The organism is Dryocola clanedunensis, assembly GCF_038405435.1.
Classification (GTDB): domain Bacteria; phylum Pseudomonadota; class Gammaproteobacteria; order Enterobacterales; family Enterobacteriaceae; genus Dryocola; species Dryocola clanedunensis_A.
Map to the genome: position 1 here is coordinate 1 of NZ_JBBYHZ010000016.1, position 26,015 is coordinate 26,015.

Here is a 26,015-nt window from a genome sequence, read left to right on the forward strand (position 1 = left end):
AATAAACCTATGCCTTAGCCAGAAGTCAGGACATTTGTGTCTTGCAACAAAAAGGCCTTTTCTGCTTTGCGTTGACAAAGGGACTCATGACGTACGCCGGGCAATATCCGCACCAAAATGACCCATGCCGCCCCGATTCGGTGCATAAATGGCGGGCAAATCCCGCGAGCGATCACAATTCCAGCATTATATTTTACGGTTGCATAATATTTCTTGTTTTCCTCCGGTCAACCCGCCCCGCAGGTAAAACTATGCACTTATTATTCACTTTTAATGCATAAGTCAATTTTGTAACTCCTTGATTTTCCTTTCTGACCTCCTCGCTATGCACTTTTATCGCTGGCTGGCACGAAGCGTGCAATCTACATTCACAGTGCAAACACTCAATTATTTAACATTTAGGTTACTTATTATTTACCGGAAGAGGTCGCTATGCCGCAATCAATAACACGCCAGAACTTCGACGATTGGATGATGCCCGTTTACGCCCCTGCGGCTTTTATTCCGGTGCGCGGTGAAGGGTCCACCCTGTGGGATCAGCAGGGTAAGGATTACATCGATTTTGCGGGCGGGATTGCGGTTAACGCGCTGGGGCACGCCAACCCGGACCTGCGCGCGGCCCTCGTTGCCCAGGCCGAAAAGTTCTGGCATACCGGCAACGGCTATACCAACGAGCCGATTTTGCGTCTGGCAAAGCAGCTTATCGACGCGACTTTCGCCGACAAAGTATTCTTCTGTAACTCCGGGGCGGAGGCCAACGAAGCGGCCCTGAAGCTGGCCCGTAAATACGCTCATGATAATTTTGGTCCGCAAAAAAGCGGCATCGTCGCCTTCAAAAATGCCTTCCACGGGCGCACGCTGTTTACCGTCTCCGCAGGCGGGCAGCCCGCCTATTCAAAAGATTTTGCGCCGCTACCGGCGGATATCAGCCACGCCGTTTATAACGACCTGCAGTCCGCCAGCGAGCTTATCGACGAAAACACCTGCGCGGTGATCGTTGAGCCAATGCAGGGCGAGGGCGGCGTGGTGCCTGCGGACCCGACGTTCCTGCAGGGCCTGCGCGAACTTTGCGACCGCCATAACGCGGTGCTGATTTTCGATGAGGTGCAGACCGGCGTCGGGCGTACCGGCTCCCTGTACGCCTATATGCACTACGGCATTACGCCGGACGTGCTCTCTACCGCAAAAGCGCTGGGCGGCGGCTTCCCGATTGGCGCGATGCTGACTACCGATAAGTTCTCGCAGGTGATGGTTGTCGGCACCCATGGGACAACCTATGGCGGCAACCCGCTGGCTGGCGCGGTCGCCGGGCGCGTCATGGAACTGATTAATACGCCGGAGGTGCTGGACGGCGTGAAGCAGCGTCACGAGTGGTTTGTCGAGCGCCTTAACAAGATCAATCAGAAGCATCAGCTGTTCAGCGAAGTCCGCGGGCTGGGGCTGCTTATTGGCTGCGTGCTGCAACAGGAACACGCGGGCAAGGCTAAACTTATTCTGCAGGCCGCCGTTCAGGAAGGGCTGATGATCCTGATAGCGGGTGCTAACGTGGTGCGCTTCGCCCCGTCGCTGATTATCAGCGAGGCGGACGTGCGCAAAGGACTCGACCGCTTTGAGCGCGCCTGCGAACGCTTCACTGCGGGAGAAACATCATGATGATCATCCGTCCTGTTGAGCGCGGCGATCTGTCCGGGCTGATGGCGCTGGCGGGGAAAACGGGGGGCGGGCTGACCTCGCTGCCCGTCGATGAAAAAACGCTGTCGGAGCGCATTGAACGCTCCATTAATACCTGGCAGGGCGGCCTGTCGAAGGGCGACCAGGGCTACGTTTTTGTCCTTGAGGAGACGGCCAGCCGCAAAGTGGTAGGCATCTGCGCCATCGAAGTGGCGGTGGGATTGAACGACCCCTGGTACAACTATCGCTTCGGCACGCTGGTCCACGCCTCGAAAGAGCTGAATATCTATAACGCGCTGCCGACGCTGTTCCTGAGCAACGACCACACCGGCAGCAGCGAGCTGTGCACGCTGTTCCTCGATGCCGACTGGCGCAAAGAGGGCAACGGCTACCTGCTGTCAAAATCCCGCTTTTTGTTTATGGCGGCCTTCCGCGAACGCTTCAACGACAAGGTCGTGGCGGAGATGCGCGGCGTCATTGACGAACACGGCCATTCGCCGTTCTGGGAAAGCCTGGGCAACCGCTTTTTCTCGATGGAGTTCAGCCGCGCGGACTATCTGTGCGGCACCGGGCAAAAAGCATTTATTGCCGAGCTGATGCCAAAGCACCCTATCTATACGGATTTCCTCTCGCCGGAAGCGCAGGCGGTGATTGGCGAGGTGCATCCGCAGACCGCTCCCGCCCGCGCGGTGCTGGAGGCTGAAGGCTTCCGCTACCGTAATTACGTCGATATCTTCGACGGCGGCCCGACGCTTGAGTGCGACATCGACCGCGTGCGGGCCATCCGCAAGAGCCGCATGACGGAGGTGGTCATCGGCCAGCCCGCCACGGACGATCTGCCCGTCTGCCTGGTGGCCAACGAAAACTATCACAACTTCCGCGCGATGCTGATTAAAGCCAATCCGAAAGGCGACCGGCTGATCATCGACGCCACCACGGCGGAAGCCCTGAACTGCTCTACCGGCGACAAGGTTCGCCTGGTTCGCCTGTGCCCCGAGGAGAAAAAAGTATGACCCAGTGGATCAATGGACAGTGGACGGCCGGCCTCGGCGAGGCGATGCAGAAGCATAATCCGGTTAACGGCGAGCTGCTCTGGGAAGGCGTCTCCGCCAGCGGCGAACAGGTTGCGAAGGCCTGCGCAGCGGCGCGTGCGGCATTCCCGGCATGGGCTAAAAAACCTTTCGCCGAGCGACAGGCGATAGTTGAGCAATTCGCCCGCCTGCTGGAAGAAAGCAAAAACGAACTGACCACGACCATCGCCCAGGAAACGGGGAAACCGCGCTGGGAAGCGGCAACGGAAGCGACGGCGATGATCAATAAAATCGCCATCTCCATTAAGGCATACCACACGCGGACCGGCGAAACGCACACGCCAATGGCCGATGGGGCGGCAACGCTGCGTCATCGTCCGCACGGCGTGCTGGCGGTATTCGGGCCGTATAACCTGCCGGGGCATCTGCCTAACGGGCATATCGTGCCGGGGCTGCTGGCGGGCAACACGCTAATCTTCAAGCCCAGCGAACTGACGCCGCGCACTGGCGAGCTGGTCATGAAGCTGTGGGAACAGGCTGGCTTGCCGGAGGGCGTGCTGAACATGGTACAGGGCGGACGTGAAACCGGGCAGGCGCTGGCGCAGCAGCGCGACCTCGACGGGCTGCTGTTTACCGGCAGCGCTAATACCGGCTACCAGCTGCATCGTCAGTTTGCGGGGCAGCCCGAAAAAATTCTCGCCCTTGAGATGGGAGGCAACAACCCGCTGATCGTTGAAAACCCGGAAGATCTCGACGGTGCGGTGCACGTGGCAATTCAGTCTGCATTTATTACAGCCGGGCAGCGCTGCACCTGCGCCCGCCGCCTGCTGGTGAAGAAGGGCGAGCAGGGTGACAAATTTATAGCGCGGCTGGTTGAGGTGGCTTCCCGTATCCAGCCGGGCGAGTGGGATGCGACGCCGCAGCCGTTTATCGGCGGACTGATTTCGGCGCAGGCGGCCGAACGCGTGCTGAGCGCCTGGCAGGAACATCTGGCGCGCGGCGGCAAACCGCTGCTGGAGCCGAAGCTGGTGAAGGCGGGGAGCTCACTGCTGACGCCGGGCATCGTTGAATTATCCGACGTGCGGGACGTGCCGGACGAAGAGGTCTTCGGGCCGCTGCTGGCGGTTTACCGCTATGACAGCTTCGACGACGCTATCCGCATGGCGAATAACACCCGCTTCGGGCTGGCAAGCGGGCTGATTTCCCCAGACCGTGAGCAGTTCGATCGGCTGCTGCTGGAAGCGCGAGCCGGTATCGTGAACTGGAACAAACCGCTGACCGGGGCCGCAAGTACCGCACCGTTCGGCGGCGTGGGGGCTTCCGGTAACCATCGCGCCAGCGCCTGGTACGCGGCGGATTACTGCGCGTGGCCGATGGCGACGCTGGAAAGCCCGGCGTTCCCGCTGCCGGAAACATTAAGCCCCGGGCTGGATTTCAGCCGTAAGGAGCTGCCATGAAGGCCCGCGAAGCCAACTTTGACGGCCTGGTGGGGCTGACCCACCACTACGCCGGGCTGTCGTTCGGGAACGAGGCCTCGACGAAACACCAGTTCCGCGTATCCAACCCGAAGCTGGCGGCGAAGCAGGGTCTGCTGAAGATGAAGGCGCTGGCGGATGCCGGATTCCCGCAGGGCGTTATCCCACCGCAGGAACGGCCGAACGTTCCCGTATTGCGCCAGCTGGGCTTTACCGGAACCGACGCGCAGATTGTTGAGAAGGTGGCGAAACAGGCCCCGCAGCTGCTGTCTGCCGCCAGCTCGGCCTCGTCGATGTGGGTGGCAAACGCCGCCACCGTCTCGCCGTCCGCCGACAGCCTGGACGGTAAGGTGCATCTGACCGTCGCGAACCTTAACAACAAATTTCACCGGGCGAGCGAAGCGTCAACCACTGAAAGCCTGCTGCACGCCATTTTCCGCGATGAGCACCATTTTGCCGTCCACGGCGCGCTGCCGCAGGTAGGTATGTTCGGCGACGAGGGGGCGGCAAACCATAACCGCCTCGGCGGAGATTACGGCGATCCGTCCGTCCAGCTGTTTGTCTACGGGCGGGAAGAGGCGAAGGCCGGGCTGATACCGGCGCGCTATCCGGCAAGGCAAACGCTGGAGGCAAGCCAGGCCGTAGCCCGCCTGAACCAGGTGGATGCGAAGCTGGTGGTTTATGCCCAGCAAAACCCGGCGGTGATCGACCAGGGCGTATTTCATAATGACGTGATTGCGGTCTCGAACCGCCAGGTGCTGTTCTGCCACGAGCAGGCGTTCCTGCACCAGCAGGAGCTTTACGCCACGCTGCGTCAGAAAATACCCGGCTTTACGGCGCTGGAGGTCCCGGCCAGCCGGGTATCGGTGGCGGATGCCGTGTCGACCTATCTGTTTAACAGCCAGCTGCTGAGCCGGGACGACGGCAGCATGCTGCTGGTGCTGCCGGAAGAGGCGCGCCAGCATGAGGGCGTGTGGGGCTACCTGAATGAGCTGCTGGCCGGCGATAACCCCATCGGCGAGCTGAAGGTTTTCGACCTGCGTGAAAGCATGGCGAACGGCGGCGGCCCTGCCTGCCTGCGCCTGCGCGTCGTGCTTACCGCTGAAGAGCTGCGGGCGGTTAACCCGGCGGTGATGATGAACGACAGGCTGTTCGTCACGCTGAACGGCTGGGTGGACCGCTGGTATCGCGACCGTCTGACCCAGGCTGATTTGGCCGACCCGCTGCTGCTGCGCGAGGGCAGGGAAGCGCTGGACGAGCTGACGCGAATTCTGGATTTGGGATCGGTTTATCCTTTCCAGATCTGACAGTTAATATTGCCGGATAAGCGTTGGTCTTATCCGGCAGCGTTTTATTTCAGCAGCAGCTTCTCCACGTCGCTTCCGGCGCGGATAAACACCGGAATAGACTCCAGCGGCGCCTCAACGGCTATCAGCTGGCCACCCTGATAGTTCTCCCCACTCAGTGAAATCCAGCTTTCTCCTTCCGGGAGCCAGACATCGCGCTGGCGCTGGCCCGCCTGCATGACCGGCGCAACCAGCAGATCTTCGCCCAGCAGGTACTGATCCTCAATCTCCCAGCTGTTGCTCTGCTGCGGATAGTGGTAGAAGAGCGGCCGCATCACCGGATCGCCGTGTTCGCTTGCCTGCGCCATCACGCCGTCGATATACGGGCGAATGCTTTCGCGAACCTGAAGCCAGTGGGACATAATCTGACAGTTCTCTTCCCCGTAGCTCCAGACTTCGTTTGGCGAACCGCTGTTGCACTGCGGGATGCCGTTGCGGAAGGCTTCCGGCGGCTGAACCTGCGGATCACGGTAGCCGTGCAGGCGGAAGACAGGGCAGAATGCGCCCCACTGGAACCAGCGGATCAGCAGCTCGTGGAAGGCGGGATCGTGGATGTTGCCGCCCTGGAAGCCGCCGATATCCGTGGTCCACCACGGGATACCCGCCATCCCCATATTCAGCCCGGCGGCCAGCTGGTTGCGCAGCGCATGGAATGACGAATGGACGTCGCCGGACCAGGCCAGCACGCCGTAGCGCTGGCTGCCCGCCCAGGCGCAGCGCACCAGGTTAACGATCTCTTTTTCGCCCTGCGCCTGCAAACCTTCATAAAAGCCCTGGGCGAAATCGCGCGGGTAGCTGTTGCCGACCTCCAGCACCGGCCCGGTGTGATAGCGATAGTTATCGAAATCATAGGCGCGGTATTCCGGCTCCGCTTCGTCCAGCCAGAAAAGACGGATGCCCGCATCGTAGTAGTTCTCTTTAACCTTAGTCCAGACGTACTGGCGCGCGGCAGGGTTGGTGGCATCGAAAAACGTGCAGTTACCCATAAAGTCCAGATTGACCGATACGCCGCGCTCGGTGGTCACCAGATAGCCTTTGGACTTCATCTCTTTGTAGCTTTCGGTGCGGCTGTCTACCGTTGGCCACACGGAGACCATCGTTTCGATCCCCATTTCGCGCAGCTCGCTGACCATCGCCTGCGGATCGGGCCAGTCGATAGGGTCAAAGCACCAGGTGCCCTGATTTGGCCAGTGGAAAAAGTCGATAACGATAACCGACAGCGGCAGGCTGCGGCGCTGGTACTCGCGGGCGACGTCCAGCACCTCCTGCTGGGTGCGATAGCGCAGCTTGCACTGCCAGAAACCCGTCGCAAACTTCGGCATCGGCGGCGCTTTGCCCGTGGCCTCGGCGTACTGGCGGGTTATCTCGACCGGGCTATCCCCGGCGGTGATCCAGTAGTCCATCTCTTCGCAGACCAGCGCCTTCCACTGGGTGCCGTTCTTCGCAAAACTCGCTTCGCCAATCGCCGGGTTATTCCACAGCATGCCGTAGCCCAGGCTGGACTGCATGAAGGGCACGCTGGCCTGGGAGTTGCGCTGCGCCAGCTCCAGCGTGCAGCCTTTCAGATCCAGCCACGGCTGCTGGTACTGCCCCATGCCGTAGATTTTTTCATCTTTGGCCGCCTCGAAGCGGACGGTGAGCTGATATTTACCGCCCGGATTGGGCTTAAATTCGCGGCCGTCGAGCTTCAGCGCGCTGATGTATTTATCCTGGCTCTTTTCCGTCGCGCCGATGCCGACGGTGGAGCGCTGGCGCCACATCTCTTCGAGCAGCAGGTCGCCGCGCTGGTTGTGGAAAGCCAGCTGGCCCTTGCTGTTAACGGTGGCGGAGAGATTGCCGTTGCGGATGGTCAGCGACTCTTTTCCTTCGCTGATGCTCGCCTGCTGCGACGTTACAGGTAACAGCGCCCAGAGATTTTCAGAAAATGCGCCGCGCTGGGTTGCCCGCACGCGCAGGCTGTTTTTACCCCAGGGTTCGATTCGCAGCGTCTGCCGGTCAAAATGCCACTCGATAGCGTTGTCGCGTTTAAATAATTCACTCATGATCTACTCCTTAATTTCTTCAGGCATTTTGTTTGGCAAGATTAATTTCGTGCATCACGCTGTCGTCAAGTTTGTACCAGCGCAGCATGACAAACGCGGCGAGAGAAAGTATTCCCGGCACGACGGTAAATAATGAAATAATGCTCAGCAGGGCAGCGCCGTTTTGAATTTCGGCATGGGCGACGTAGCCGCTAAATCCTAATGTCCAGCCAACAATAGCCCCGCTTAACGCCATGCCTAATTTCAGCACGGCCAGTAAAGTAGAAAAGACAATGCCGTCCATTCTTTTACCCTGCTTCCATTCGCCGTAATCCGCCACGTCCGCCATCATTACCCACATTAATGTTGTGGTGCACTGGTAGAAGGTGGAAATAATAAAGGTCATGACCACCAGCACGATAACCAGTTTCGGCGCGAAGAACAGCGCGATGCTTAATACGCCCGCCAGCACCGAACAGGTGCCAAACATCTGCACTTTGTTATATCTGCGGGTAAGCTGTTTTGCCATTGCGCTGCCTGCGGCTTTACCGGCGATATGCGCGCCAAGCAGCCACATAAACCAGCTGGCGCTGCCCAGATAGTAGGTGACGTAGTACATCATGGCGCCCAGGCGAATGACGCCAAAACCGATGTTGGTCAGCACCAGCATGGCTACGACGCGCCACTGATCGTTAGCGAATAAGTCCTTTAAATCGCTGAGGTAATTGGAGTGAGAGGCGGGGGCTTTGATGCGCTCGCGGGTGTTGGCAAAGCAGATCCAGAACATCACCACCGCAAGGGCCGCCATAATCCCCATCGCCAGGCGGTAGCCGGAAAGCTTATCGTCGCCGCCAAGCCAGGTCGCCAGCGGCATCATCAGGAAGGTCGACATCGCCCCGCCCAGGGTCGCCAGGAAGAAGCGCCAGGACTGCAAAGAAATACGCTGTTCGTTGCTCGAGGTGATCACCGCCCCCATAGAGCAGTAGGGAATATTAATCGCCGTATACATCAGCATCATGAAAGAATAACTGACGCTGGCGAAGATCATTTTGCCGGTGAGCGATAAAGATTCCGGCACCGCGTAGGTCAGCAGGCAGCTGATGCCAAAGGGCAGGGCCAGCCATAATAAATAGGGCCGGAATTTACCCCACTTTGTCCGGGTATTATCCGCAAGATAACCCATTGCCGGATCGATTATGGCGTCTATCGACCTTGCCAGTAAAAACATGGTGCCGACGAATGCCGCCGGTAATCCTACAACGTCGGTATAATAGAAGGTCAGAAAAATAATGACGTTATCCAGGCCAATATGGCTGGCCATATCCCCGAGTCCGTAGCTTATTTTTTCCTTCAGGGTAATCTTTTCTTTCATTTTCTGCGCCTGTGGTGGTGGGGTGAAAATAAATGATGCTTTACCGGTATTCATCATTGACCAGGGCGCTCAGCAGTGGCAATTGCGAGATCTTGTACCGGCGTTGTGAGAATTACTTTTTGTGATACCGGTAACAGTGAGCGGGTATCCGCTGCCGGAAAGTTGCAGTTTTCCGGCAGCGTTTGCTTTCACTCGCAAATAACACTACTAAAATCAGGCATATCAGCTTACTGTTTTGAACCTATAATTTACTGAGTGGACAATTTACCCACCCACTCGGCCATTCAGGAGGCAAAATGCTGGATTTTCTGGCGCAGACCCTGGCGGGGAAAGCGCCAACGCAAACGGAAGGAAAGAATGACCACCTTAGCTGGCAGTGGTGCGATGAGGGCATTTTAACGCTCACGCCGCTGATGCCGGTGGAGAAAGCGCTGGTGCTCTCGGCTGGCGTGCACGGCAACGAAACCGCACCGGTCGAAATCCTTGCGGAGCTGGTGGACGATTTACTGGCGGGCAGGCTGGCCCTGCAGTGGCGCCTGCTGGTGATCCTCGGCAACCCGGCGGCGCTGCGCAGCAATAAGCGCTATATGCACAGCGACATGAACCGCATGTTCGGCGGGCGCTGGCAGCAGTTTCCGGAAAGCATTGAGACCCAGCGGGCGGGACGCCTGGAGCATGCCCTTGAGCTGTTCTGGTCGCAGGGGGATGAAACCATTCTCTGGCATCTGGATATGCATACTGCTATCCGCAGCTCCTACCATCCTCGTTTCGGCGTGCTGCCCGTGCGTCCGCTTCCTTATGATGAAGCCTTTCTTGCGTGGCTCGGCTGCGCCGGGCTACAGGCGCTGGTGTTCCATAAGGCGCCGGGAGGCACCTTTACCCATTTCAGCAGCGAGCACTTTACGGCGCTCAGCTGCACGCTGGAGCTAGGCAAGGCGCAGCCGTTCGGCGAAAACGATCTCAGCCAGTTTGCGGTCACCAAAGAGGCGCTGAGCGCGCTGCTGACCGGAGGAGAGGTGCCGGTAGCCGAAGCCGAGCCGCTGCGCTATGAGGTAGCCCAGCAAATTACCCGGCTTTCTGACTCCTTCGTACTGCATATGGGCGCGCAGACGCAAAACTTCACCGCCTTCCCGAAGGACACGCTGCTGGCAGAAGATGGCAATACGCGTTACGTGGTGAAAGAAGATAAGGAATTTGTTTTATTCCCTAACCCAGACGTTGCGCCGGGTCTGCGGGCAGGATTAATGCTTCGGGAAATATAAAAACAGGGCTCTCAGGGACGGGGGCCAGTAATTTTCCCCCGCTCGCTTAGAAATATACAGACAATTCCTAACTTGCTGCTTTCTTCAGCAGGGAAATTACTATACACTTTCTCCATTATTCGTTGAATATCAGTGCCTTGATATGTTTTGTAGCAATTATCCCCGCCTTAATCCTTATTTTCTCCATAATTGATGCATTATTGTTTTTTATCCTTGCAATGCTTTACTCCGGCAATCTACTCCTTGACGATTGACCCCGTAAACTCAATCTCGTCAACACGGCAAACCAGTCGTGAAAAGAACCAAATTAAATGAGAAGGATAAAAACATGCGTAAATTAACAGCTCTCTTTGTTGCTTCAACTCTGGCTCTGGGCGCAGCGAACCTGGCTCATGCGGCAGACACAACGACCACCACCGCGGCGAAAACCGACGCGCCGATGATGCATCATAAAGGCATGCGCGGCGGCCACCACGACATGATGTTTAAAGATCTGAACCTGACCGACGCGCAGAAACAGCAGGTGCGCGACATCATGAAAGCGCAGCGTGGCAAAATGGAGCGCCCTTCATTAGATGAGCGTCGTGCGGCACACAGCATTATCGCCAGCGACAGCTTCGACAAGGCGAAGGCTGAGGCGCAGATCGACAAAATGGCCGAGCAGAACAAGGCTCGCATGCTGGCCCACATGGAAACTCAGAATAAGATCTACAACATTCTGACCCCGGAGCAGAAAAAGCAGTTTAATGCCAATTTTGAGAAGCGTCTGACAGAACGTCACGCCCATGAAGGTAAAATGCCAACCGATCGGGAATAATCGATCGACTGACTTAAGACCGCCGGTCCTGTTCACAAAAGCGTTATCGCTGTGGACAGGACCGGCGGTTTTCTTTTTTATGCAATCTGCTGCGCGCTGCTCATCATGGCGCTGATAAGCTGTTCAAGCAGCGGCCGCAGCGCGTTTGCCCGCTCTTCGCGATAGCCAAAGGGCGGCTGCTCATCCATATAATTACGCTGCGCCAGCTCCAGCTGAACGGCGTGCACCCCCTGCGTCGGGTTGCCGTAGGCGCGGGTAATGTATCCCCCTTTGAACCGCCCGTTGACCACCCAGCTGTATTGCTGCTGGCTGGCCATACGGGCGGCCAGGTGCTCCTCAATCAGCGCATCGCAGCTGCGTCCGCCGTTGGTGCCGAGGTTTAAATCAGGCAGCGTTCCCTCGAACAGGCGCGGAATGCGGCTGGCGATAGAGTGCGCGTCAAACAGCAGCGCATAGCCGTGCTCCGCTTTTAGCCGTTCAAGCTCTTGCTGAAGCTGCTGATGATACGGCAGCCAGACGGCCTCCAGCGCGGCCTGACGCTGCCGCGCATCCGGAGCCCTGCCGGGCAGAAAAGTGGCTGAGCCATCAAACAGCGTATCGGGGAAAAGCCCCGTAGTGGCGGTGGTATAGAGCGGTTTGTCATCTGACGGACGGTTCAGATCGATGACCATGCGGGAGTAGTTGCCCACCAGCACGCTTGCGCCAAGGGAGCGAACAAAATTATACAGTGTGGGAATGTGCCAGTCGGTATCCGGCAGCGGGCGGGCTGCGTCGCTCAGGCCTGCCTCGACCTCCGGCGTTAATGCCGTACCCGCGTGGGGAATACTGACCAGAAGCGGCAGTTTCCCTTTGGTAAATTCAAAGGCTGCTTTCACGTCTCTCTCCCTGATAAATCACGGTGCAGGGCAATTGCCCCCCTAACCAATAGACCAGTTCGGCAGGACGCGCCACGGGCCAGTGCACAAAGTTGGCAATTTTGCCGGTCTCGAGGCTGCCGTGGCTGGCCTGAATGCCCAGCGCCCGCGCCGCGTGGATAGTCACGCCAGCCAGCGCTTCCTCCGGCGTCAGTCCAAACAGCGTACAGGCCATGTTGAGCATCAAACGCAACGACAGCGCGGTTGAGGTGCCCGGATTAGCATCGCTGGCGACTGCCATGGGGACGCCATGCTGGCGAAAAGCCGCCACCGGAGGATGCTGCTTTTCGCGCAGCAGATAAAAAGCGCCGGGCAGCAGGACGGCAACGGTGCCGCTTTCCGCCATCGCTCTGGCGTCCGCTTCGGTGGCGTATTCCAGGTGATCGGCTGAAAGGGCATCAAAACCTGCGGCCAGGCTGCTGCCCGCCAGCGGCGACAGCTGTTCGGCATGAAGTTTAACCGGCAGCCCAAGCTCGCGGGCAGCGGTAAACACGCGCTCGGTTTGAGCGGGGCTAAAGGCCAGATGCTCGCAAAAGGCGTCAACGGCATCGGCGAGCTTTTCCTGAGCGACGCGCGGCAGCAGCTGGTTGCAGACAACCTCAATCCACCCGTCGCCGTCGCCGCTAAACTCCGGCGGGATCGCATGGGCCGCCAGGCAGGTGGCATACACCTCGACCGGCTCCTGCTCGCCCAGCCTGCGGATGACGCGCAGCATCTTGATCTCATTGTCGATATCCAGCCCGTAGCCGGACTTTATCTCTAGGCTTGTCACCCCCTCCGCCAGCAGATGGTTCAGCCGCCGTCGGGCAGAGGCCAGCAGTTCATCTTCGCTCGCGGCCCTGGTCGCCTTCACCGTGGAGATAATACCGCCGCCTTCGGCTGCGATCTGCGCATAGCTGACGCCGTTAAGACGTTTTTCAAACTCCGCGCTGCGGTCGCCGCCAAAGACGAGGTGGGTGTGGCAGTCAATAAACCCCGGCAGCACAATGCCGCCCGCAAAGCGGTGATGTTCGGCGGCGTGGATCTCCGGCATTTCGGCTTTCGGGCCGATCCAGAGGATTTTACCGCGCAGCACGGCGAGCGCTCCGTCTTCAATGGCATGGTACTGACCTGCCCGCAGGGTGACAAAGGTGGCACCGCTCCACAGGCTGTCGCAGGTAAGGGGAGAGGACATGGCATGCTCCGGTCAGGTTGTATAGACAATTGCATTCAACCTGGCACAGCATGCTAAATTCATCAACAGTCGCCGGGCGTTTTGGTGACGCCGTTGCAGGATTTTGTCGGGTGCGATGCAAAAATTTCGAGCTGCCTTCCAGCAGACGATATATCTTTTGCGTCGGCGAAGATTTAGCGCTAAATCATTGTCATCGTTATCAGAAGGAACCAAATTTATGCCGGCATTTTTTGCTCCTATCGTGATGCTCCCGCAGGGCTGGGGACACAGCGTGCGTATTTCCGTCAACGACCAGGGCGTAATAACCCATATCGAAGCCGGTGCCAGCGCGGAAAACGCCACGCTGCTGCCCGGCGTCGTTATCCCCGGCATGGCCAATCTTCACTCCCATGCTTTTCAGCGGGCGATGGCGGGGCTGACCGAAGTGGCGGGTAACCCGCAGGACAGTTTCTGGACGTGGCGCGAGCTGATGTACCGCATGGTGGAAAAGCTATCGCCGGAACAGATGGGGGCAATTGCCACCCGGCTGTACATTGACCTGCTGAAAGGCGGATACACTCAGGTTGCGGAATTTCACTATCTGCATCATGACGTTAATGGCAAACACTATCCGGCAGGCGATTTGATGCTACAGCAACTGGTGGTTGCTGCCGATAAGAGTGGTATCGGCCAGACGCTGCTGCCGGTGCTCTACAGCTATGCGGGATTTGGGGCGCAGCCGGCCCAGAGCGGGCAAAAACGCTTTATTCAGGATGTGGACAGGTATCTGCGTCAGCAGCAGGCGCTGGCGAAAGCGCTGCAAAACTATCCACTCATCAACCAGGGGCTGTGCTTCCACTCGCTGCGCGCGGTGAAGCAGGAGCAAATGGAGGACGTGCTGGAGGCCAGCGACTTCCGCCTGCCGGTGCATATCCACATTGCCGAGCAGGAAAAAGAGGTGGAAGACTGTCTGGCATGGAGCGGGGAGCGCCCGGTCAACTGGCTGTATAACCGTTTTGCGGTTGATGACCGCTGGTGCCTGATTCACGCCACCCATCTGGCGGCGGACGAGGTGACGCAAATTGTTGAAAGCCGGGCGGTCGCGGGGCTTTGCCCGACAACCGAAGCTAATCTCGGCGACGGGATATTCCCGGCCAGTGATTTTATTGCCCAGGGCGGACACTGGGGGATTGGCTCGGACAGCCACGTGTCGGTCAGCGCCAGGGAAGAGCTGCGCTGGCTGGAGTACGGACAGCGGCTCAGAGACCGCCGCCGTAACCGCATTGTGCTGCCAGAGCTGCCGCAGGTTGGCGAAGTGCTGTGGCGGCAGGCGGCAGCGGGCGGGGCGCAGGCGTGCGGCGTTGCGCTTGGGGCTATCGCGCCGGGCTACCGCGCCGACTGGCTGGTGCTGGAACAGGATGCCTGGCTTACGCACGTAGAAGATTACGCCCTGATAAACCGCTGGCTGTTTGGCGGAGCACAAGAACACATTAAAGACGTGTGGGTCGCTGGAAGGCAGGTGATAACTGACAGGCAGCACCCACTCGATGAACAGAGCAATAGTCAATTTGCGCAGGCGATGCGCAGCCTCCAGGAGTAGTAATGGAATTTTTCGATATACGGAAAGTGCCGGTCAGCCTCTGGCGCAACGGCGCCGGGGAAACCCGCGAGATCTGCTGCTTTCCCCCTGCCACTCGCGATTTTAACTGGCGAGCGAGCATTGCCTCGATTGCCAGCAGCGGTGAGTTTTCTGCATTTCCTCAGGTGGACCGGGTGATTACCCTGCTTGAGGGAGGGGAAGTCGTGCTGGACGGCGGCAGGGCGTTTCGCCACACCCTCAGGAAACATCAGCCGTTTGCCTTTGCGGGCGAACAGGCTGTGAAGGCGGAGCTGACGCACGGTATGTCGATGGATTTCAACGTGATGACCCGCCGCGACCGCTGCCGGGCAAAGGTGCGCGTTGCCGATCGCACTTTCACCACCTTTGCGCCCCGGGGCGGCATTGTGTACGTGCTGAGCGGTGAGTGGCAGCTGGGGGATAAGCTGCTCAAAGCGGATCAGGGCGCATGGTGGCAGGAGGGCCGCCATACGCTGCGGCTGCTGAAACCGGAAGGGCAGCTGCTGTTCAGCGAAATTACCTATCTGTGATCACTGGCCGGTAAAGCTGCCCGTCAGCTGATAGCGTGAGCCAGGGTACAGCAGCCGGGCTACCGTCACCACCTGCGAATGATGCCAGGTGCGGCGGTTAACCAGCAGGCAGGGCTGGCGGTCGTTCACTTCCAGCAGGGTCTGCTGAGTTTTGTCGGCCAGCACCGCCTCCACCACGTGCTCTCCGGCGGTGAGAGGCGCAATCTGGCTGAGGTAGTGGTGCGGCGTAAACAGGCGGAAGTCCTGCCTGAGATAATCTGCCGCCAGGGAGGGATTTACATAGCGCGACTCCAGCTGGACGGGCTGGTCGTTGTCGTAGTGCACCATTTGCGAATAAAACAGCGCGTCACCCGGCCGGACGGAAAACGCCAGCGCCAGCTCTTCCGATGCCGCCATCTCTTCGAGCGCCACAACGTAGTTGCGATAGCGATGCCCGCGCGCGGCGATCTCCTCGGCGATGCTGCGGACTTCCAGCATCGCGGTATGGCCCTTCAGCTCCGCCACAAATGTTCCGACCCCCTGCATCCGCACCAGCCAGCCTTCAGCCGTTAATTCCCGCAGCGCGCGGTTAATCGTCATGCGGCTGACGTTCAGGGCGTTGACCAGCTCGGTTTCCGACGGCACGCGCTGGCGCGGCTGCCAGACTCCGCTGCGGATCTGACTGACGATGGCCTGCTTCACGCGCAGATAAATAGGCGCGGGCAGGTCGCTGATGGCGGAGCGTAACTGCTCCAGAGGCTGCAGCTCAGACATGATTTGTCCTTGTAATTAGCAGGGGCTAAGCGCGATCCCGCTCACTGTTCGATAAAAATTCCCTGTGACCGACTGGCGGGACTTTTGGTTTATTAGTTAACTTGTCTATACAACTCTATACGTTCAGATGAATTGATGCCACAGGATGTCATTATGTCGATGCAAAAGAAGCGCTGTACCCTTACGCCCGGCCACGTCTCGCTGGCCACGCTGCGCGATATTTACCACGGCAACGTTACGCTGGAGCTGAATAAACAGGCCGTCGGCGCGGTGGAGCGAGCGCAGCAAACGGTAGAAGCGATTGTTAACCATGGCGACGTGGTTTACGGCATTAATACCGGGTTTGGCAAACTGGCGCAAACCACTATCGCCGCCGACCATCTGGCCGAGCTGCAAAGAAACCTCGTGCTGTCCCATAGCGTCGGCCTTGGCGAGCCGCTGCCGGATGACGTGGTGCGTATTGTTATGGCCAGCAAGGTTATCAGCCTCGCCCGCGGGCACTCCGGCGTGCGGCTACAGGTTATCGACAATCTGCTGGCTTTGTTTAACGCCGGGGTGATGCCGGTCATACCGGAAAAAGGGTCGGTGGGTGCATCCGGGGATCTCGCGCCGCTGGCGCATCTTTCGCTGATGCTGCTGGGTGAGGGTAACGTACGCGTAAATGGCGAAGAGATCCCTGCGCCTCAGGGGCTGGAGCTTGCGGGCGTCGATCCGCTGATTCTTGGGCCGAAAGAAGGGCTGGCGCTGCTTAACGGCACGCAGGTTTCCACCGCCCTTGCTCTGCGCGGCCTGTTTGAAGGCGAGAAGGTCTTTGCCGCAGGCCTGGTCGCCGGGGCGTTATCCCTTGAGGCGATTAAAGGCTCGGTGAAACCTTTTGATGCGCGCATCCATGAAGCGCGGGGGCAGACGGGGCAGATCGACGTGGCGGCTGCGGTTCGCACGCTGCTCGAGGGCAGTGAAATTGTTGATTCACACCGCCACTGCGGGCGCGTGCAGGATCCATACTCCATCCGCTGTGTGCCTCAGGTTATGGGTGCTTGCCTTGATAACCTGCGCCACGCGGCGCGGGTATTGCAGATTGAGGCTAACGCCGCCTCGGACAACCCGCTGGTGTTCAGCGAAACGGGGGAAGTCATCTCCGGCGGTAATTTCCACGCCGAGCCGGTTGCGTTTGCGGCGGATATTCTGGCGCTGGCAATTGCCGAAATCGGTGCCATTTCAGAGCGCCGCCTGGCCCTGATGCTCGATACCGGGCTGTCCGGCCTGCCGCCTTTCCTCGTGAAAGAGGGCGGGATCAACTCGGGATTCATGATTGCCCAGGTCACGGCGGCGGCCCTCGCCTCGGAAAATAAATCCCTGGCCCATCCCGGCAGCGTGGACAGCCTGCCGACGTCGGCGAACCAGGAGGACCACGTGTCGATGGCAACGTATGCCGCACGCCGCCTCGGCGCAATGTGCTTTAACACCGCGGCGGTTGTCGGCATCGAAGCAATGGCCGCCGCACAGGGCATTGAATTCTCCCGTCCGCTGCGTAGCTCACCGCTCGTGGAAGAGATATTTAGCGGCATCCGTGAACGCGTTGCCTTCCTTGAAAAAGATCGCCTGCTGGCCCCGGACATCGAGCAGATGCGCCTGTGGGGCTGCAGCGACAGCTGGCCTGCGGCCATCGTTAATCTTCTTCCTTCCACTTCGGCCTGACGCCGGGAGCCAACATGACTGAATCTGTAAAACAGGCGGTAGCCCGCACGGTACGAGCCCCCCACGGCAGCGAACTGCACTGTGAAAACTGGCTGATTGAAGCGGCGTACCGCATGATCCAGAACAACCTGGATCCTGACGTCGCCGAGCGTCCGGAGGATCTGGTGGTTTACGGCGGCATTGGCAAAGCGGCCCGCAACTGGGAATGCTTCGAACAAATTCTCGCCTCGCTGCGAACGTTGAAAGCCGAAGAAACGCTGCTGGTGCAGTCCGGAAAACCCGTCGGCGTATTCCGCACCCATGCCGATGCGCCGCGAGTATTAATCGCTAACTCTAACCTGGTGCCGCACTGGGCGAACTGGGATCATTTCCACAAGCTCGACCAGGCCGGGCTGATGATGTACGGCCAGATGACGGCGGGGTCGTGGATCTATATTGGCGCGCAGGGCATTGTGCAGGGTACGTTTGAAACGTTCGCGGAGGCGGGGCGTCAGCACTATAGCGGCGACCTGAGAGGGAAATGGATTTTGACCGCCGGGCTTGGCGGTATGGGCGGCGCGCAGCCGCTGGCGGGCGTGCTTGCCGGGGCGTCGGTGCTGGCCATCGAATGCCAGGAGTCACGCATCGATTTTCGCCTGCGCACCCGCTATCTCGATTTCAAAGCCACCACGCTTGATGAAGCGCTGAGGATGATAGAAGAGGCGAACGGCCAGAAGAAGGCTATCTCAGTTGGCCTGCTCGGCAACGCCGCTGAAATTCTGCCGGAGCTGGTGAGGCGTGCAAAAGCCGGGGGCGTTCGCCCGGATATCGTCACTGACCAGACCTCGGCCCACGATCCGCTGAACGGCTATCTGCCCGCCGGCTGGTCCGTTGAGCGCTGGCAGCAGGAGCGCGTCTCGCGGCCTAAAGCGGTGGAGAAAGCCGCGCGCGCTTCCATGGCGGTTCATGTTCAGGCGATGCTGGATTTCTGGCAGATGGGCGTGCCGACGGTGGATTACGGCAACAATATCCGCCAGGTTGCCTTTGACGAGGGCGTGGAAAACGCGTTCGACTTCCCGGGCTTCGTCCCCGCGTACATTCGCCCACTCTTCTGCGAGGGCAAGGGCCCGTTCCGCTGGGTGGCGCTGTCCGGCGACCCGGAGGATATCGCGAAAACCGACGCGAAACTCAAGGAGCTGTTCCCGGATAACCAGAACCTGCACCGCTGGCTGGATATGGCCCAGGAGCGCATTGCTTTTCAGGGGTTACCGGCAAGGATTTGCTGGCTGGGGCTGGGCGAGCGCCATCGCGCCGGGCTGGCCTTCAATGAGATGGTGCGCAGCGGCGAATTAAAAGCACCGGTTGTGATTGGGCGTGACCACCTGGACTGCGGCTCGGTTGCTTCCCCCAACCGTGAAACGGAAGCGATGAAAGATGGCTCCGATGCGGTATCCGACTGGCCGCTGCTCAACGCGCTGTTGAATACCGCCGGAGGGGCAACCTGGGTGAGCCTGCACCACGGCGGCGGCGTGGGTATGGGTTTTTCACAGCACGCTGGCGTGGTCATTGTTGCGGACGGCACGCCGGAAGCGGACGTGCGGCTGGGCCGGGTGCTGTGGAACGATCCGGCCACCGGCGTTATGCGCCATGCGGATGCCGGCTACGAAAGCGCAGCGGACTGCGCCCGTGAACACGAACTGAACCTGCCGATGATTAAATAAGCTTTCAGGCCGTGGTGGGGCAGCCCAGCTCCACCACTTCGTAGTCTCCGCTCATCACCAGCTTGCAGAGGATCTTGTAGCCGTCGTTGTCAAAACCCTTTGGCGGCGCGGCAAGGGTTTTCGCCTCGCTTAGCTTTTCCACCGATCCCAGATAAAACCAGCTGTCGATGATGTGATATTGCGTCATGCCGTCGCCGGTTTCCTTCAGCCCCACCGGGCCGCGCCATGGCCAGCAGATTACCCGGATACGCTCGAGCGCCGCCAGAAAACGGCCGTGATGCATTTCGACGGTTTCTTTGCCGCAGCAGGCCCCGGCACAGCGTTTTAACCCGGCGCGGAAACAGGCGCGCCCGGCGCTCAGCGCTTCAAGCCCCAGCAGGCCGTAACAGAGCTGATGTTCATCGGCCAGCGTTTGCAGGGTCTGCAGGGCGGCGCGGCGGTTAGCGTACAGGCCGTAGAGATCGGTCTGCCGCGAAAAATCCACATCCTTTGCATAGACCACCTGCGGCCTGCCGCCGGTAAACTGAAGCGAACAGAGCTGGCGGTTGCGGCGCAGGCGCTTGTTAAACAGCGGCTGCTGCTCTTTGATCATCTGGGCTTCAAGCAGCAGGGCCCCGAGTTCACCGGCGGTGCGGGTAAAGGTAATGCGCCGCGCCTGGCGCAGCAGGGCGGCTTCGTCCGGCGTCCGAAAATGGGACATTACCCGGGTGCGGATATTAATGCTTTTGCCGATATAGAGCGGCATAACGTCGCTCTCACCGTGAAAAACATACACCCCAGGCTGCTTCGGCAGGAAATCGAGCCAGGGACGCAGGTGTTCGGGATATTCATAGACCGCCGCCGCTTCAAACTGCAGGCGCGGCGCGCTGATACGTCTGACCACTTTTCACTCCTGATACTGTTTACCCGTACAGTGTAGCAGGGAGGCGAAGCGCAAAAAAGCGGCAATTTATCCGTAGCGTCTTGTGGCAAGCCAGCAGAGCAGCGAGCCGCCCACTACCATCGCCACGCCCTGCCAGAAAGGCCAGCCGGGGTGCAGACCCAGCCAGAGGGTGGCAATAAAAGCGGAGAGTACGGGGGTGAAGTAGGAGGCAGTCGCCAGCAACGTCATGTTTCCTCGCTGGATTCCGTAGTTCCAGGCCGAGTAAGCAACGGCGGTAGAAATGCCCATAAACAGCAGCTGAAGCGTAGCCGGAAGGGTGATATCAAGCGCTGCTTCGCTGACGAAGGCGTACTTTATCCATAGCACCAGCGCCGTCGCGCAGAAGAACAGCGTGACGCCGCTTTTCCCTTCGCTCCAGCGGCGGGTCAGGTTGCAGTACAGCGCCCAGATCAGCGCGGCGGCGAAGGCCAGCCCATAGGCAACGGGGTTGTCGAGAATGTTGTGCCACATCTCAACGGGCGACCAGCTGCCGTCACCCTTCATTACCTGAATAATACCGGCCAGAGAGAGCGCAAGGCCGGGCCACAGCCACGGGCTTGCCCGCTGCTGGTTGATGAAGAGCGCGAATACGATGGTCAGGCTGGGCCACAGGTAGTTGATCATCCCCAGCTCCAGCGACTGGCTGCGGCTGTGCGCAAGGCCGATGGCGAGGGCCAGGAAAATCTCATAGGTGACAAACAGCGTGCCGCCAGCCCACAGGTAGCGGGGCGGCATCTCGCGCAACTTTGGCAGGCCGCGGGCTACGCACAGGCAAAGCGCGCTAACGGTGTAAATCAGCGCCGCGCCGCCGACGGGGCCAAAATGTTCAGAGATGCTGCGCAGCAGCCCAACGGAGGTGCTCCACAGAAGAATTGCTGTAAGGCCAAAGGCGGTGGCGCGTTGTGCGGAACTGTCCATGCGATCTCAACGGGGGAAAGCTTGTCGGATGACGCTGCGCTTATCCGACCTACAAAGGGCTTCAAAAGAGCTGCCGGATGACGCTGCGCTTATCCGACCTACAAAAGGCTTCAAGACAGCTGTCGGATGACGCTACGCTTATCCGAGCTACAAAAATACTGTCGGATAAGCGTTAGCGTCATCCACCGTTTTATTTCTTCCAGAAGTCATCAAAAACGGTGATTGGCGGACGGCGTTTATGCTCGGTGCGTGTGTACCAGCCTTCAATGATGGTGCTGATGGCGCTATCAAGCGTTTTGCCTTCCAGATAGTCGTCAATGTTTTCGTAGGTCACGCCGAGGGCGACTTCATCCGGCAGAGAAGGGCGGTCGTCCTCCAGGTCTGCGGTAGGCGCTTTCAGATAAAGATGTTCCGGACAGCCGAGGGTTTTCAGCAGCTGTTTGCCCTGACGTTTATTCAGGCGGAAAATGGGGTTGATGTCCGTGCCGCCGTCGCCGTACTTCGTAAAGAATCCTGTCACGGCTTCTGCCGCATGGTCTGTTCCGGCCACCACGCCTTTGGTCATACCGGCGATGCTGTACTGGGCTTTCATGCGCTCACGGGCTTTTTCGTTGCCGCGAATAAAATCGCTTAGCTCAATGCCCGCCTCGCGCAGGGCTTCTTCACTTGCCAGCACTGCTGCTTTGATATTTACCGTCAGCACCCGATCGGGCTGGATAAAGGTGAGGGCATCCTGGCAATCCTGTTCGTCAAACTGCACGCCAAACGGCAGGCGTACGGCAATAAACTGATAGCTCTCATCACCGGTTTCCGCGCGCAGTTCGCTGATAGCCATCTGGCAGAGCTTACCGGTCAGCGTGGAGTCCTGGCCGCCGCTGATCCCCAGCACCAGAGATTTAATAAACGGGTAAGTTTTCAGATACGCTTTCAGAAAATCGACGCTGACGCGGATCTCCTGCTGCGGGTCTATCTGTGGTTTGACGCCTAACGCCTGGATAATCTCTTGTTGCAGAGCCATTTAACCCCTCCGGTTACGGTATGCCTGCAGCGTGCAGGCAGCAAAAAACGCATCCGTTAAAACTAACCCGTTGCGGCAGAAACGACAAGGCTCAGGGGGGCAGAAGGGGGATTAACTGACGTGTTTTAGAGCGAACGGGCTTATCTGCCCTGCGGAGATAGCCAATTGTCCTAATTTTGAATCATTTTCGCTAACAAGTTGAAAAATGTTCTTTTATATTCCAGGCTTATCTTACACGCGCAAGCAATACGCTGATAATAGAGGATATAAAATGAACAAGAACTTAGCAGGAATTTTAGGTGCAGCGGCTGTGATGACAATGCTGGCAGGTTGTACCGCTTACGATCGTACAAAAGATCAGGTTTCCACCCCGGTCGTGAAGGATGTGAAAAAGGGCATGAGCCGTGAGCAGGTTCAGCAGGTAGCCGGTAAGCCTTCTTCAGAAGTCACCATGATCCACGCTCGTGGTACCTGCCAGACCTACATTCTGGGTCAACGTGACGGCAAAACTGAAACCTACTTCGTCGCGCTGGATGATACAGGCCACGTGATTAACTCTGGTTATCAGACCTGTGCGGAATACGATACTGATCCACAGGCCGCTAAGAAATAATTGTCTTTGAGAAAACCGCCTGTTTCAGGCGGTTTTTTTGTGTCTGCGGTTTCGTTATTTTCCCGTCGTTAAGTAAAGAAGTGTCTTTAATCGGATTATATGCAAATGGGGCTTGCTTAATATTTCTCGTCATGCGTTAATAGCGTCCTCGGTTTGTTCATCAGGCCTTATGTAAAGCATTTTAGTAAAGCAGTTCTCAGTTCAAGCGTTATCCTCAGATACCTCTTCTCCGTGAGTCTCTCCTAAAGTCCCATAAGTAATTCTGAATCGCAGACCACGTGGCTACAGCGTAGCGAAATAATTTTTTTGAGGAAGTATCTATGTCTACCCAACTGACTGGTTTAGTAAAATGGTTTAACGCTGATAAAGGCTTCGGCTTTATCACTCCTGACAACGGCGGCAAGGACGTGTTCGTGCACTTCTCTGCAATCCAGAGCGACAGCTTCAAGACGCTTGAAGAAGGTCAGCAGGTGAAATTCAGCGTGGAAAACGGTGCCAAAGGCCCGTCAGCAGCGAACGTTATCGCTCTGTAATTTCCGCCATTATTCGCCGCCAGGCGAATAAAAAAGCGTTGCCGTGTTGCGTTACGATAGCGAAGATGGGATAGCCCGGAGCAGTTAACGTGCACGAAAAGAAAAGCCTGAATACGATTATTATCGTGCTCGGGCTTTTTTTATTTTTATCGCCAGTTTAAACGCTGGGAAATACGCCATAGCCATTACGACTATGGCGTAGATTATTATGCAGGAATATGCGCGACTTTATTACTGCGCGTCCAGATACGATGTCCGGCAAGTAATTTCAGGAACTCATCGATGAAATTACCGCTCGCGTCATCCGCTTCAACAATCCCTTCTTCACCCTGATCGTCAATATTAAGTTTTGCCTTGAATTTACGGGCGTTCCCGGCCAGACCGATAACTTTCAGGTGCTTATACGCCTCCAGCAGGTAGTAGGCCGCCTCACCGTCGTTGAGGATACTGCTCAGATCCCCCCCCGGTACGATAACTGCATCAACGCTGACGGATGGCGAACCCGCGAAGGTGGCGGAAATCGGCACGACTGAACCGTCATCGGCGGTAATTTGCCCCATGCGGGAGAACAGCAGTTTCGCATGAACTCCCTGAGCCTTAAGCCCTTTCACCACGGCCAGCACGTCTGCCGCACTGGCGTTTTCACTCAGCAAGACCGCGACCACACGCCCTTTAATATTGCCAGACGGTACGGCATACAGGCTCAGGCTTGGGTCCTTCTTCAGCCCGTTTACATCTTTTGGCGGGGCGACGTGCATCTGCTCATCAGACAGTTCGATCCCCAGGTTTTCTGCTACCCCCTGGGCGAGCGAAATATCGATATGCGTCAGGTGATCCAGCACGCGCTCGCGGATATACGGACGTGCCACCTTCGACAGCTCAAAGCTGAACGCGCCGATAATGTGCTGCTGCTCCACCGGCGTCTGGCTCTGCCAGAAAAGACGAGGGTGGGAGTAGTATTCACCAAACGACGGGCTGCGCTCGCGGATTTTATGGCCTTCCACACGGGCCTGATAGCTTTCAAAGCCGCCGCGTTTCGGCCCCGGCGGCGTCTCGCGCGGCCAGTTATCGTTGATTGAGTTTGGCTCGTAGTTCGCCGGGTTGCTGTCGATATCCATGCGGTGCATGCCGTCACGCTGGAAGTTGTGATACGGGCAGACCGGGCGGTTAATCGGAATTTCGTGGAAGTTTGGCCCGCCCAGACGGCTGATTTGCGTGTCCGTATAGGAGAAGAGTCGCCCCTGCAGAAGAGGGTCGTTACTGAAGTCCAGCCCGGGGACGATATGGCCCGGGTGGAAGGCGGCCTGTTCATTCTCGGCGAAGAAGTTGTCCGGGTTACGGTTGAGCGTCATCTTACCGACCAGCTGTACCGGCACCAGCTCTTCCGGGATCAGCTTGGTAGGGTCCAGAAGATCGAAATCATATTTAAATTCGTCCTCTTCCGGGATCAGCTGCAGCCCCAGCTCATATTCCGGGAAGTCTCCCGCTTCGATGGACTCCCACAAATCGCGGCGGTGGAAGTCCGGATCGCGCCCGGTGAGCTTCTGCGACTCATCCCACAGCAGCGAGGCTTTACCGGCAACTGGCTTCCAGTGGAAGCGCACGAAGGTCGATTTGCCCTCGGCGTTGATCAGGCGGAAGGTGTGAATACCGAAGCCTTCCATGGTGCGATAGCTGCGCGGCAGGCCGCGGTCGGACATTGCCCAGATCACGTTATGCAGCGTTTCAGGCTGCAGGGAAACATAGTCCCAGAAAGTATCGTGCGCGCTGCCGCCCTGCGGAATTGCCCAGTGCGGCTCGGGTTTCACCGCGTGGACGAAGTCCGGGAATTTGTGGGCATCCTGAATAAAGAACACCGGGGTGTTGTTGCCCACTAAATCGAAGATCCCTTCTTCGGTATAGAATTTTGTCGCGAAACCGCGAATATCCCTCACCGTGTCCGCTGAGCCTGCGCCACCTTGCACCGTTGAAAAGCGCACGAACACCGGCGTGATTTTGTCCGGGTCCGAAAGGAAATCGGCTTTCGTCACGTCGCTCAGATTTTTGTAGGGCTGGAAGAAGCCGTGGGCGGCGGAGCCACGGGCATGCACGATACGCTCGGGGATACGCTCATGGTCGAAGTGGGTGATTTTTTCCCGCAGGATGAAATCTTCCAGGAGCGTAGGCCCACGCGTACCTGCCCGCAGGGAGTTCTGATCGTCGGCAATACGCACGCCCTGATTGGTGGTCAGGGGGACGTTCTCACCATTTTTGCGAAGAGGATCCAGGGATTTCAGTTTTTCGTTAGAGGTATCCGGGCTTTTGAAACTGCCGGGCGCCGTAGGCTGTGCGCCTGGTGGGGTAGGCTCCTGGTCCGGCTGGTGGCTGCCGTCTGCCGGGGCCAGGGAATCCATGCCGGGCTTAGATTCATCGGCATCGTGAATCGGTGCGCTGTGGCTTAAAGGCTTTTTATCATGCGTCGACATTGAACTCGTCTCCTGTTTCCATTGCTGAAGAACCGGTTGTTATAAGAGGAAAACCCCTCTAACTATAGAACAATGCGCTGACTCTGCTTCCCGGAGGGCCGGGTAACAGTCCTAAAAGGGGCGATGATTTTCTCCAGGCGACGAACGGGGGGATGATCCGCTATCATAGTGAAGTTATTCATTAA

The 26,015-nt window shown here is 58.3% G+C and carries 21 protein-coding genes; 12 read left to right on the top strand and 9 right to left on the bottom strand.

Annotated features, from left to right (window positions below):
• Window positions 1–432: 432 nt before the first annotated feature.
• From AAE045_RS21640 to astB, 4 genes are read left to right on the top strand one after another with little or no spacing between them, the layout of a single operon-like run.
• Window positions 433–1,653: a bifunctional succinylornithine transaminase/acetylornithine transaminase gene (locus AAE045_RS21640; RefSeq protein ID WP_455549453.1), complete on the top strand. Its 1,221-nt coding sequence runs from the start codon at window positions 433–435 to the stop codon at window positions 1,651–1,653.
• The gene (gene astA, locus AAE045_RS21645; RefSeq protein ID WP_455549454.1) at window positions 1,650–2,684 is read left to right on the top strand and encodes an arginine N-succinyltransferase; all 1,035 of its coding nucleotides are present in this window, start codon (window positions 1,650–1,652) and stop codon (window positions 2,682–2,684) included. The genes AAE045_RS21640 and astA overlap by 4 nt, the downstream gene beginning before the upstream one ends.
• Complete coding sequence (astD, locus tag AAE045_RS21650) at window positions 2,681–4,159, top strand: succinylglutamate-semialdehyde dehydrogenase (RefSeq protein WP_455549455.1); 1,479 nt, start codon at window positions 2,681–2,683, stop codon at window positions 4,157–4,159. The genes astA and astD overlap by 4 nt, the downstream gene beginning before the upstream one ends.
• Window positions 4,156–5,484: an N-succinylarginine dihydrolase gene (gene astB, locus AAE045_RS21655; protein WP_455549456.1), complete on the top strand. Its 1,329-nt coding sequence runs from the start codon at window positions 4,156–4,158 to the stop codon at window positions 5,482–5,484. The genes astD and astB overlap by 4 nt, the downstream gene beginning before the upstream one ends.
• Window positions 5,485–5,528: 44 nt before the next feature.
• Here the strand turns inward: astB and AAE045_RS21660 are convergent, their stop codons facing one another.
• Window positions 5,529–7,565 (bottom strand): TIM-barrel domain-containing protein, encoded by a 2,037-nt coding sequence (locus AAE045_RS21660; RefSeq protein WP_455549457.1) that lies wholly within the window; start codon window positions 7,563–7,565, stop codon window positions 5,529–5,531.
• A 19-nt stretch (window positions 7,566–7,584) separates the two neighbouring features.
• Window positions 7,585–8,916 carry a glycoside-pentoside-hexuronide (GPH):cation symporter gene (locus AAE045_RS21665; protein ID WP_455549458.1) on the bottom strand — a complete coding sequence of 444 codons (1,332 nt, stop codon included), beginning with the start codon at window positions 8,914–8,916 and terminating at the stop codon, window positions 7,585–7,587.
• A 296-nt stretch (window positions 8,917–9,212) separates the two neighbouring features.
• Between AAE045_RS21665 and astE the strand changes: the two genes are divergently transcribed.
• A complete protein-coding gene (gene astE, locus AAE045_RS21670) occupies window positions 9,213–10,178 on the top strand; it encodes a succinylglutamate desuccinylase (RefSeq protein WP_455549459.1) in 966 nt (321 codons plus the stop codon).
• A 328-nt stretch (window positions 10,179–10,506) separates the two neighbouring features.
• A complete protein-coding gene (gene spy / locus AAE045_RS21675; RefSeq protein WP_455549460.1) occupies window positions 10,507–10,995 on the top strand; it encodes an ATP-independent periplasmic protein-refolding chaperone Spy in 489 nt (162 codons plus the stop codon).
• Between the two features lie 77 nt (window positions 10,996–11,072).
• On the opposite strand, the gene hutG is transcribed toward spy, so the two are convergent.
• Both hutG and hutI read right to left on the bottom strand, forming a co-directional pair.
• Window positions 11,073–11,870 carry an N-formylglutamate deformylase gene (gene hutG, locus AAE045_RS21680; RefSeq protein ID WP_455549461.1) on the bottom strand — a complete coding sequence of 266 codons (798 nt, stop codon included), beginning with the start codon at window positions 11,868–11,870 and terminating at the stop codon, window positions 11,073–11,075.
• On the bottom strand, window positions 11,854–13,083 hold the full coding sequence (hutI, locus tag AAE045_RS21685; RefSeq protein WP_455549462.1) for an imidazolonepropionase: 1,230 nt from the start codon (window positions 13,081–13,083) through the stop codon (window positions 11,854–11,856). Before hutI ends, hutG begins: the two co-directional genes overlap by 17 nt.
• 217 nt (window positions 13,084–13,300) lie before the next feature.
• On the opposite strand from hutI, the gene AAE045_RS21690 reads away from it, so the two are divergent.
• Both AAE045_RS21690 and ves read left to right on the top strand, forming a co-directional pair.
• Window positions 13,301–14,662: a formimidoylglutamate deiminase gene (locus AAE045_RS21690; RefSeq protein ID WP_455549463.1), complete on the top strand. Its 1,362-nt coding sequence runs from the start codon at window positions 13,301–13,303 to the stop codon at window positions 14,660–14,662.
• Window positions 14,663–14,664: 2 nt separating this feature from the next.
• On the top strand, window positions 14,665–15,210 hold the full coding sequence (gene ves, locus AAE045_RS21695) for an environmental stress-induced protein Ves (protein ID WP_455549464.1): 546 nt from the start codon (window positions 14,665–14,667) through the stop codon (window positions 15,208–15,210).
• On the opposite strand, the gene hutC is transcribed toward ves, so the two are convergent.
• Complete coding sequence (hutC, locus tag AAE045_RS21700) at window positions 15,211–15,963, bottom strand: histidine utilization repressor (RefSeq protein ID WP_455549465.1); 753 nt, start codon at window positions 15,961–15,963, stop codon at window positions 15,211–15,213. It abuts the gene before it with no gap.
• Window positions 15,964–16,116: 153 nt separating this feature from the next.
• On the opposite strand from hutC, the gene hutH reads away from it, so the two are divergent.
• Window positions 16,117–17,661 (top strand): histidine ammonia-lyase, encoded by a 1,545-nt coding sequence (hutH, locus tag AAE045_RS21705; RefSeq protein WP_455549466.1) that lies wholly within the window; start codon window positions 16,117–16,119, stop codon window positions 17,659–17,661.
• 14 nt (window positions 17,662–17,675) lie between these two features.
• Window positions 17,676–19,361, top strand: a complete 1,686-nt coding sequence (gene hutU / locus AAE045_RS21710) for a urocanate hydratase (RefSeq protein WP_455549467.1) — start codon at window positions 17,676–17,678, stop codon at window positions 19,359–19,361.
• A 4-nt stretch (window positions 19,362–19,365) separates the two neighbouring features.
• On the opposite strand, the gene cho is transcribed toward hutU, so the two are convergent.
• From cho to nadE, 3 genes are all read right to left on the bottom strand, one after another.
• A complete protein-coding gene (gene cho, locus AAE045_RS21715) occupies window positions 19,366–20,244 on the bottom strand; it encodes an excinuclease Cho (protein ID WP_455549468.1) in 879 nt (292 codons plus the stop codon).
• 66 nt (window positions 20,245–20,310) lie between these two features.
• The gene (gene yddG, locus AAE045_RS21720; RefSeq protein ID WP_455549469.1) at window positions 20,311–21,201 is read right to left on the bottom strand and encodes an aromatic amino acid DMT transporter YddG; all 891 of its coding nucleotides are present in this window, start codon (window positions 21,199–21,201) and stop codon (window positions 20,311–20,313) included.
• Window positions 21,202–21,391: 190 nt separating this feature from the next.
• Entirely contained in the window at window positions 21,392–22,219 is an 828-nt protein-coding gene (gene nadE, locus AAE045_RS21725) for an ammonia-dependent NAD(+) synthetase (protein WP_455549470.1), read from the bottom strand.
• A gap of 271 nt (window positions 22,220–22,490) precedes the next feature.
• On the opposite strand from nadE, the gene osmE reads away from it, so the two are divergent.
• Window positions 22,491–22,832: an osmotically-inducible lipoprotein OsmE gene (gene osmE, locus AAE045_RS21730; RefSeq protein ID WP_455549471.1), complete on the top strand. Its 342-nt coding sequence runs from the start codon at window positions 22,491–22,493 to the stop codon at window positions 22,830–22,832.
• 320 nt (window positions 22,833–23,152) lie between these two features.
• Window positions 23,153–23,365 (top strand): S1 domain-containing protein, encoded by a 213-nt coding sequence (gene cspE / locus AAE045_RS21735; RefSeq protein ID WP_455427943.1) that lies wholly within the window; start codon window positions 23,153–23,155, stop codon window positions 23,363–23,365.
• Between the two features lie 206 nt (window positions 23,366–23,571).
• Here cspE and katE read toward each other — a convergent pair whose 3' ends face one another.
• The gene (gene katE, locus AAE045_RS21740) at window positions 23,572–25,830 is read right to left on the bottom strand and encodes a catalase HPII (RefSeq protein WP_455549472.1); all 2,259 of its coding nucleotides are present in this window, start codon (window positions 25,828–25,830) and stop codon (window positions 23,572–23,574) included.
• Window positions 25,831–26,015: the final 185 nt, after the last annotated feature.

What these genes read in the sequence shown, in the direction of transcription:
- AAE045_RS21640 (WP_455549453.1), top strand. Translation starts at nt 433, where the DNA reads ATGCCGCAATCAATAACACGCCAGAACTTCGACGATTGGATGATGCCC.
- astA (WP_455549454.1), top strand. Translation starts at nt 1,650, where the DNA reads ATGATGATCATCCGTCCTGTTGAGCGCGGCGATCTGTCCGGGCTGATG.
- astD (WP_455549455.1), top strand. Translation starts at nt 2,681, where the DNA reads ATGACCCAGTGGATCAATGGACAGTGGACGGCCGGCCTCGGCGAGGCG.
- astB (WP_455549456.1), top strand. Translation starts at nt 4,156, where the DNA reads ATGAAGGCCCGCGAAGCCAACTTTGACGGCCTGGTGGGGCTGACCCAC.
- AAE045_RS21660 (WP_455549457.1), bottom strand. Translation starts at nt 7,565, where the DNA reads ATGAGTGAATTATTTAAACGCGACAACGCTATCGAGTGGCATTTTGAC.
- AAE045_RS21665 (WP_455549458.1), bottom strand. Translation starts at nt 8,916, where the DNA reads ATGAAAGAAAAGATTACCCTGAAGGAAAAAATAAGCTACGGACTCGGG.
- astE (WP_455549459.1), top strand. Translation starts at nt 9,213, where the DNA reads ATGCTGGATTTTCTGGCGCAGACCCTGGCGGGGAAAGCGCCAACGCAA.
- spy (WP_455549460.1), top strand. Translation starts at nt 10,507, where the DNA reads ATGCGTAAATTAACAGCTCTCTTTGTTGCTTCAACTCTGGCTCTGGGC.
- hutI (WP_455549462.1), bottom strand. Translation starts at nt 13,083, where the DNA reads ATGTCCTCTCCCCTTACCTGCGACAGCCTGTGGAGCGGTGCCACCTTT.
- AAE045_RS21690 (WP_455549463.1), top strand. Translation starts at nt 13,301, where the DNA reads ATGCCGGCATTTTTTGCTCCTATCGTGATGCTCCCGCAGGGCTGGGGA.
- ves (WP_455549464.1), top strand. Translation starts at nt 14,665, where the DNA reads ATGGAATTTTTCGATATACGGAAAGTGCCGGTCAGCCTCTGGCGCAAC.
- hutC (WP_455549465.1), bottom strand. Translation starts at nt 15,963, where the DNA reads ATGTCTGAGCTGCAGCCTCTGGAGCAGTTACGCTCCGCCATCAGCGAC.
- hutH (WP_455549466.1), top strand. Translation starts at nt 16,117, where the DNA reads ATGTCGATGCAAAAGAAGCGCTGTACCCTTACGCCCGGCCACGTCTCG.
- hutU (WP_455549467.1), top strand. Translation starts at nt 17,676, where the DNA reads ATGACTGAATCTGTAAAACAGGCGGTAGCCCGCACGGTACGAGCCCCC.
- yddG (WP_455549469.1), bottom strand. Translation starts at nt 21,201, where the DNA reads ATGGACAGTTCCGCACAACGCGCCACCGCCTTTGGCCTTACAGCAATT.
- nadE (WP_455549470.1), bottom strand. Translation starts at nt 22,219, where the DNA reads ATGGCTCTGCAACAAGAGATTATCCAGGCGTTAGGCGTCAAACCACAG.
- osmE (WP_455549471.1), top strand. Translation starts at nt 22,491, where the DNA reads ATGAACAAGAACTTAGCAGGAATTTTAGGTGCAGCGGCTGTGATGACA.
- cspE (WP_455427943.1), top strand. Translation starts at nt 23,153, where the DNA reads ATGTCTACCCAACTGACTGGTTTAGTAAAATGGTTTAACGCTGATAAA.
- katE (WP_455549472.1), bottom strand. Translation starts at nt 25,830, where the DNA reads ATGTCGACGCATGATAAAAAGCCTTTAAGCCACAGCGCACCGATTCAC.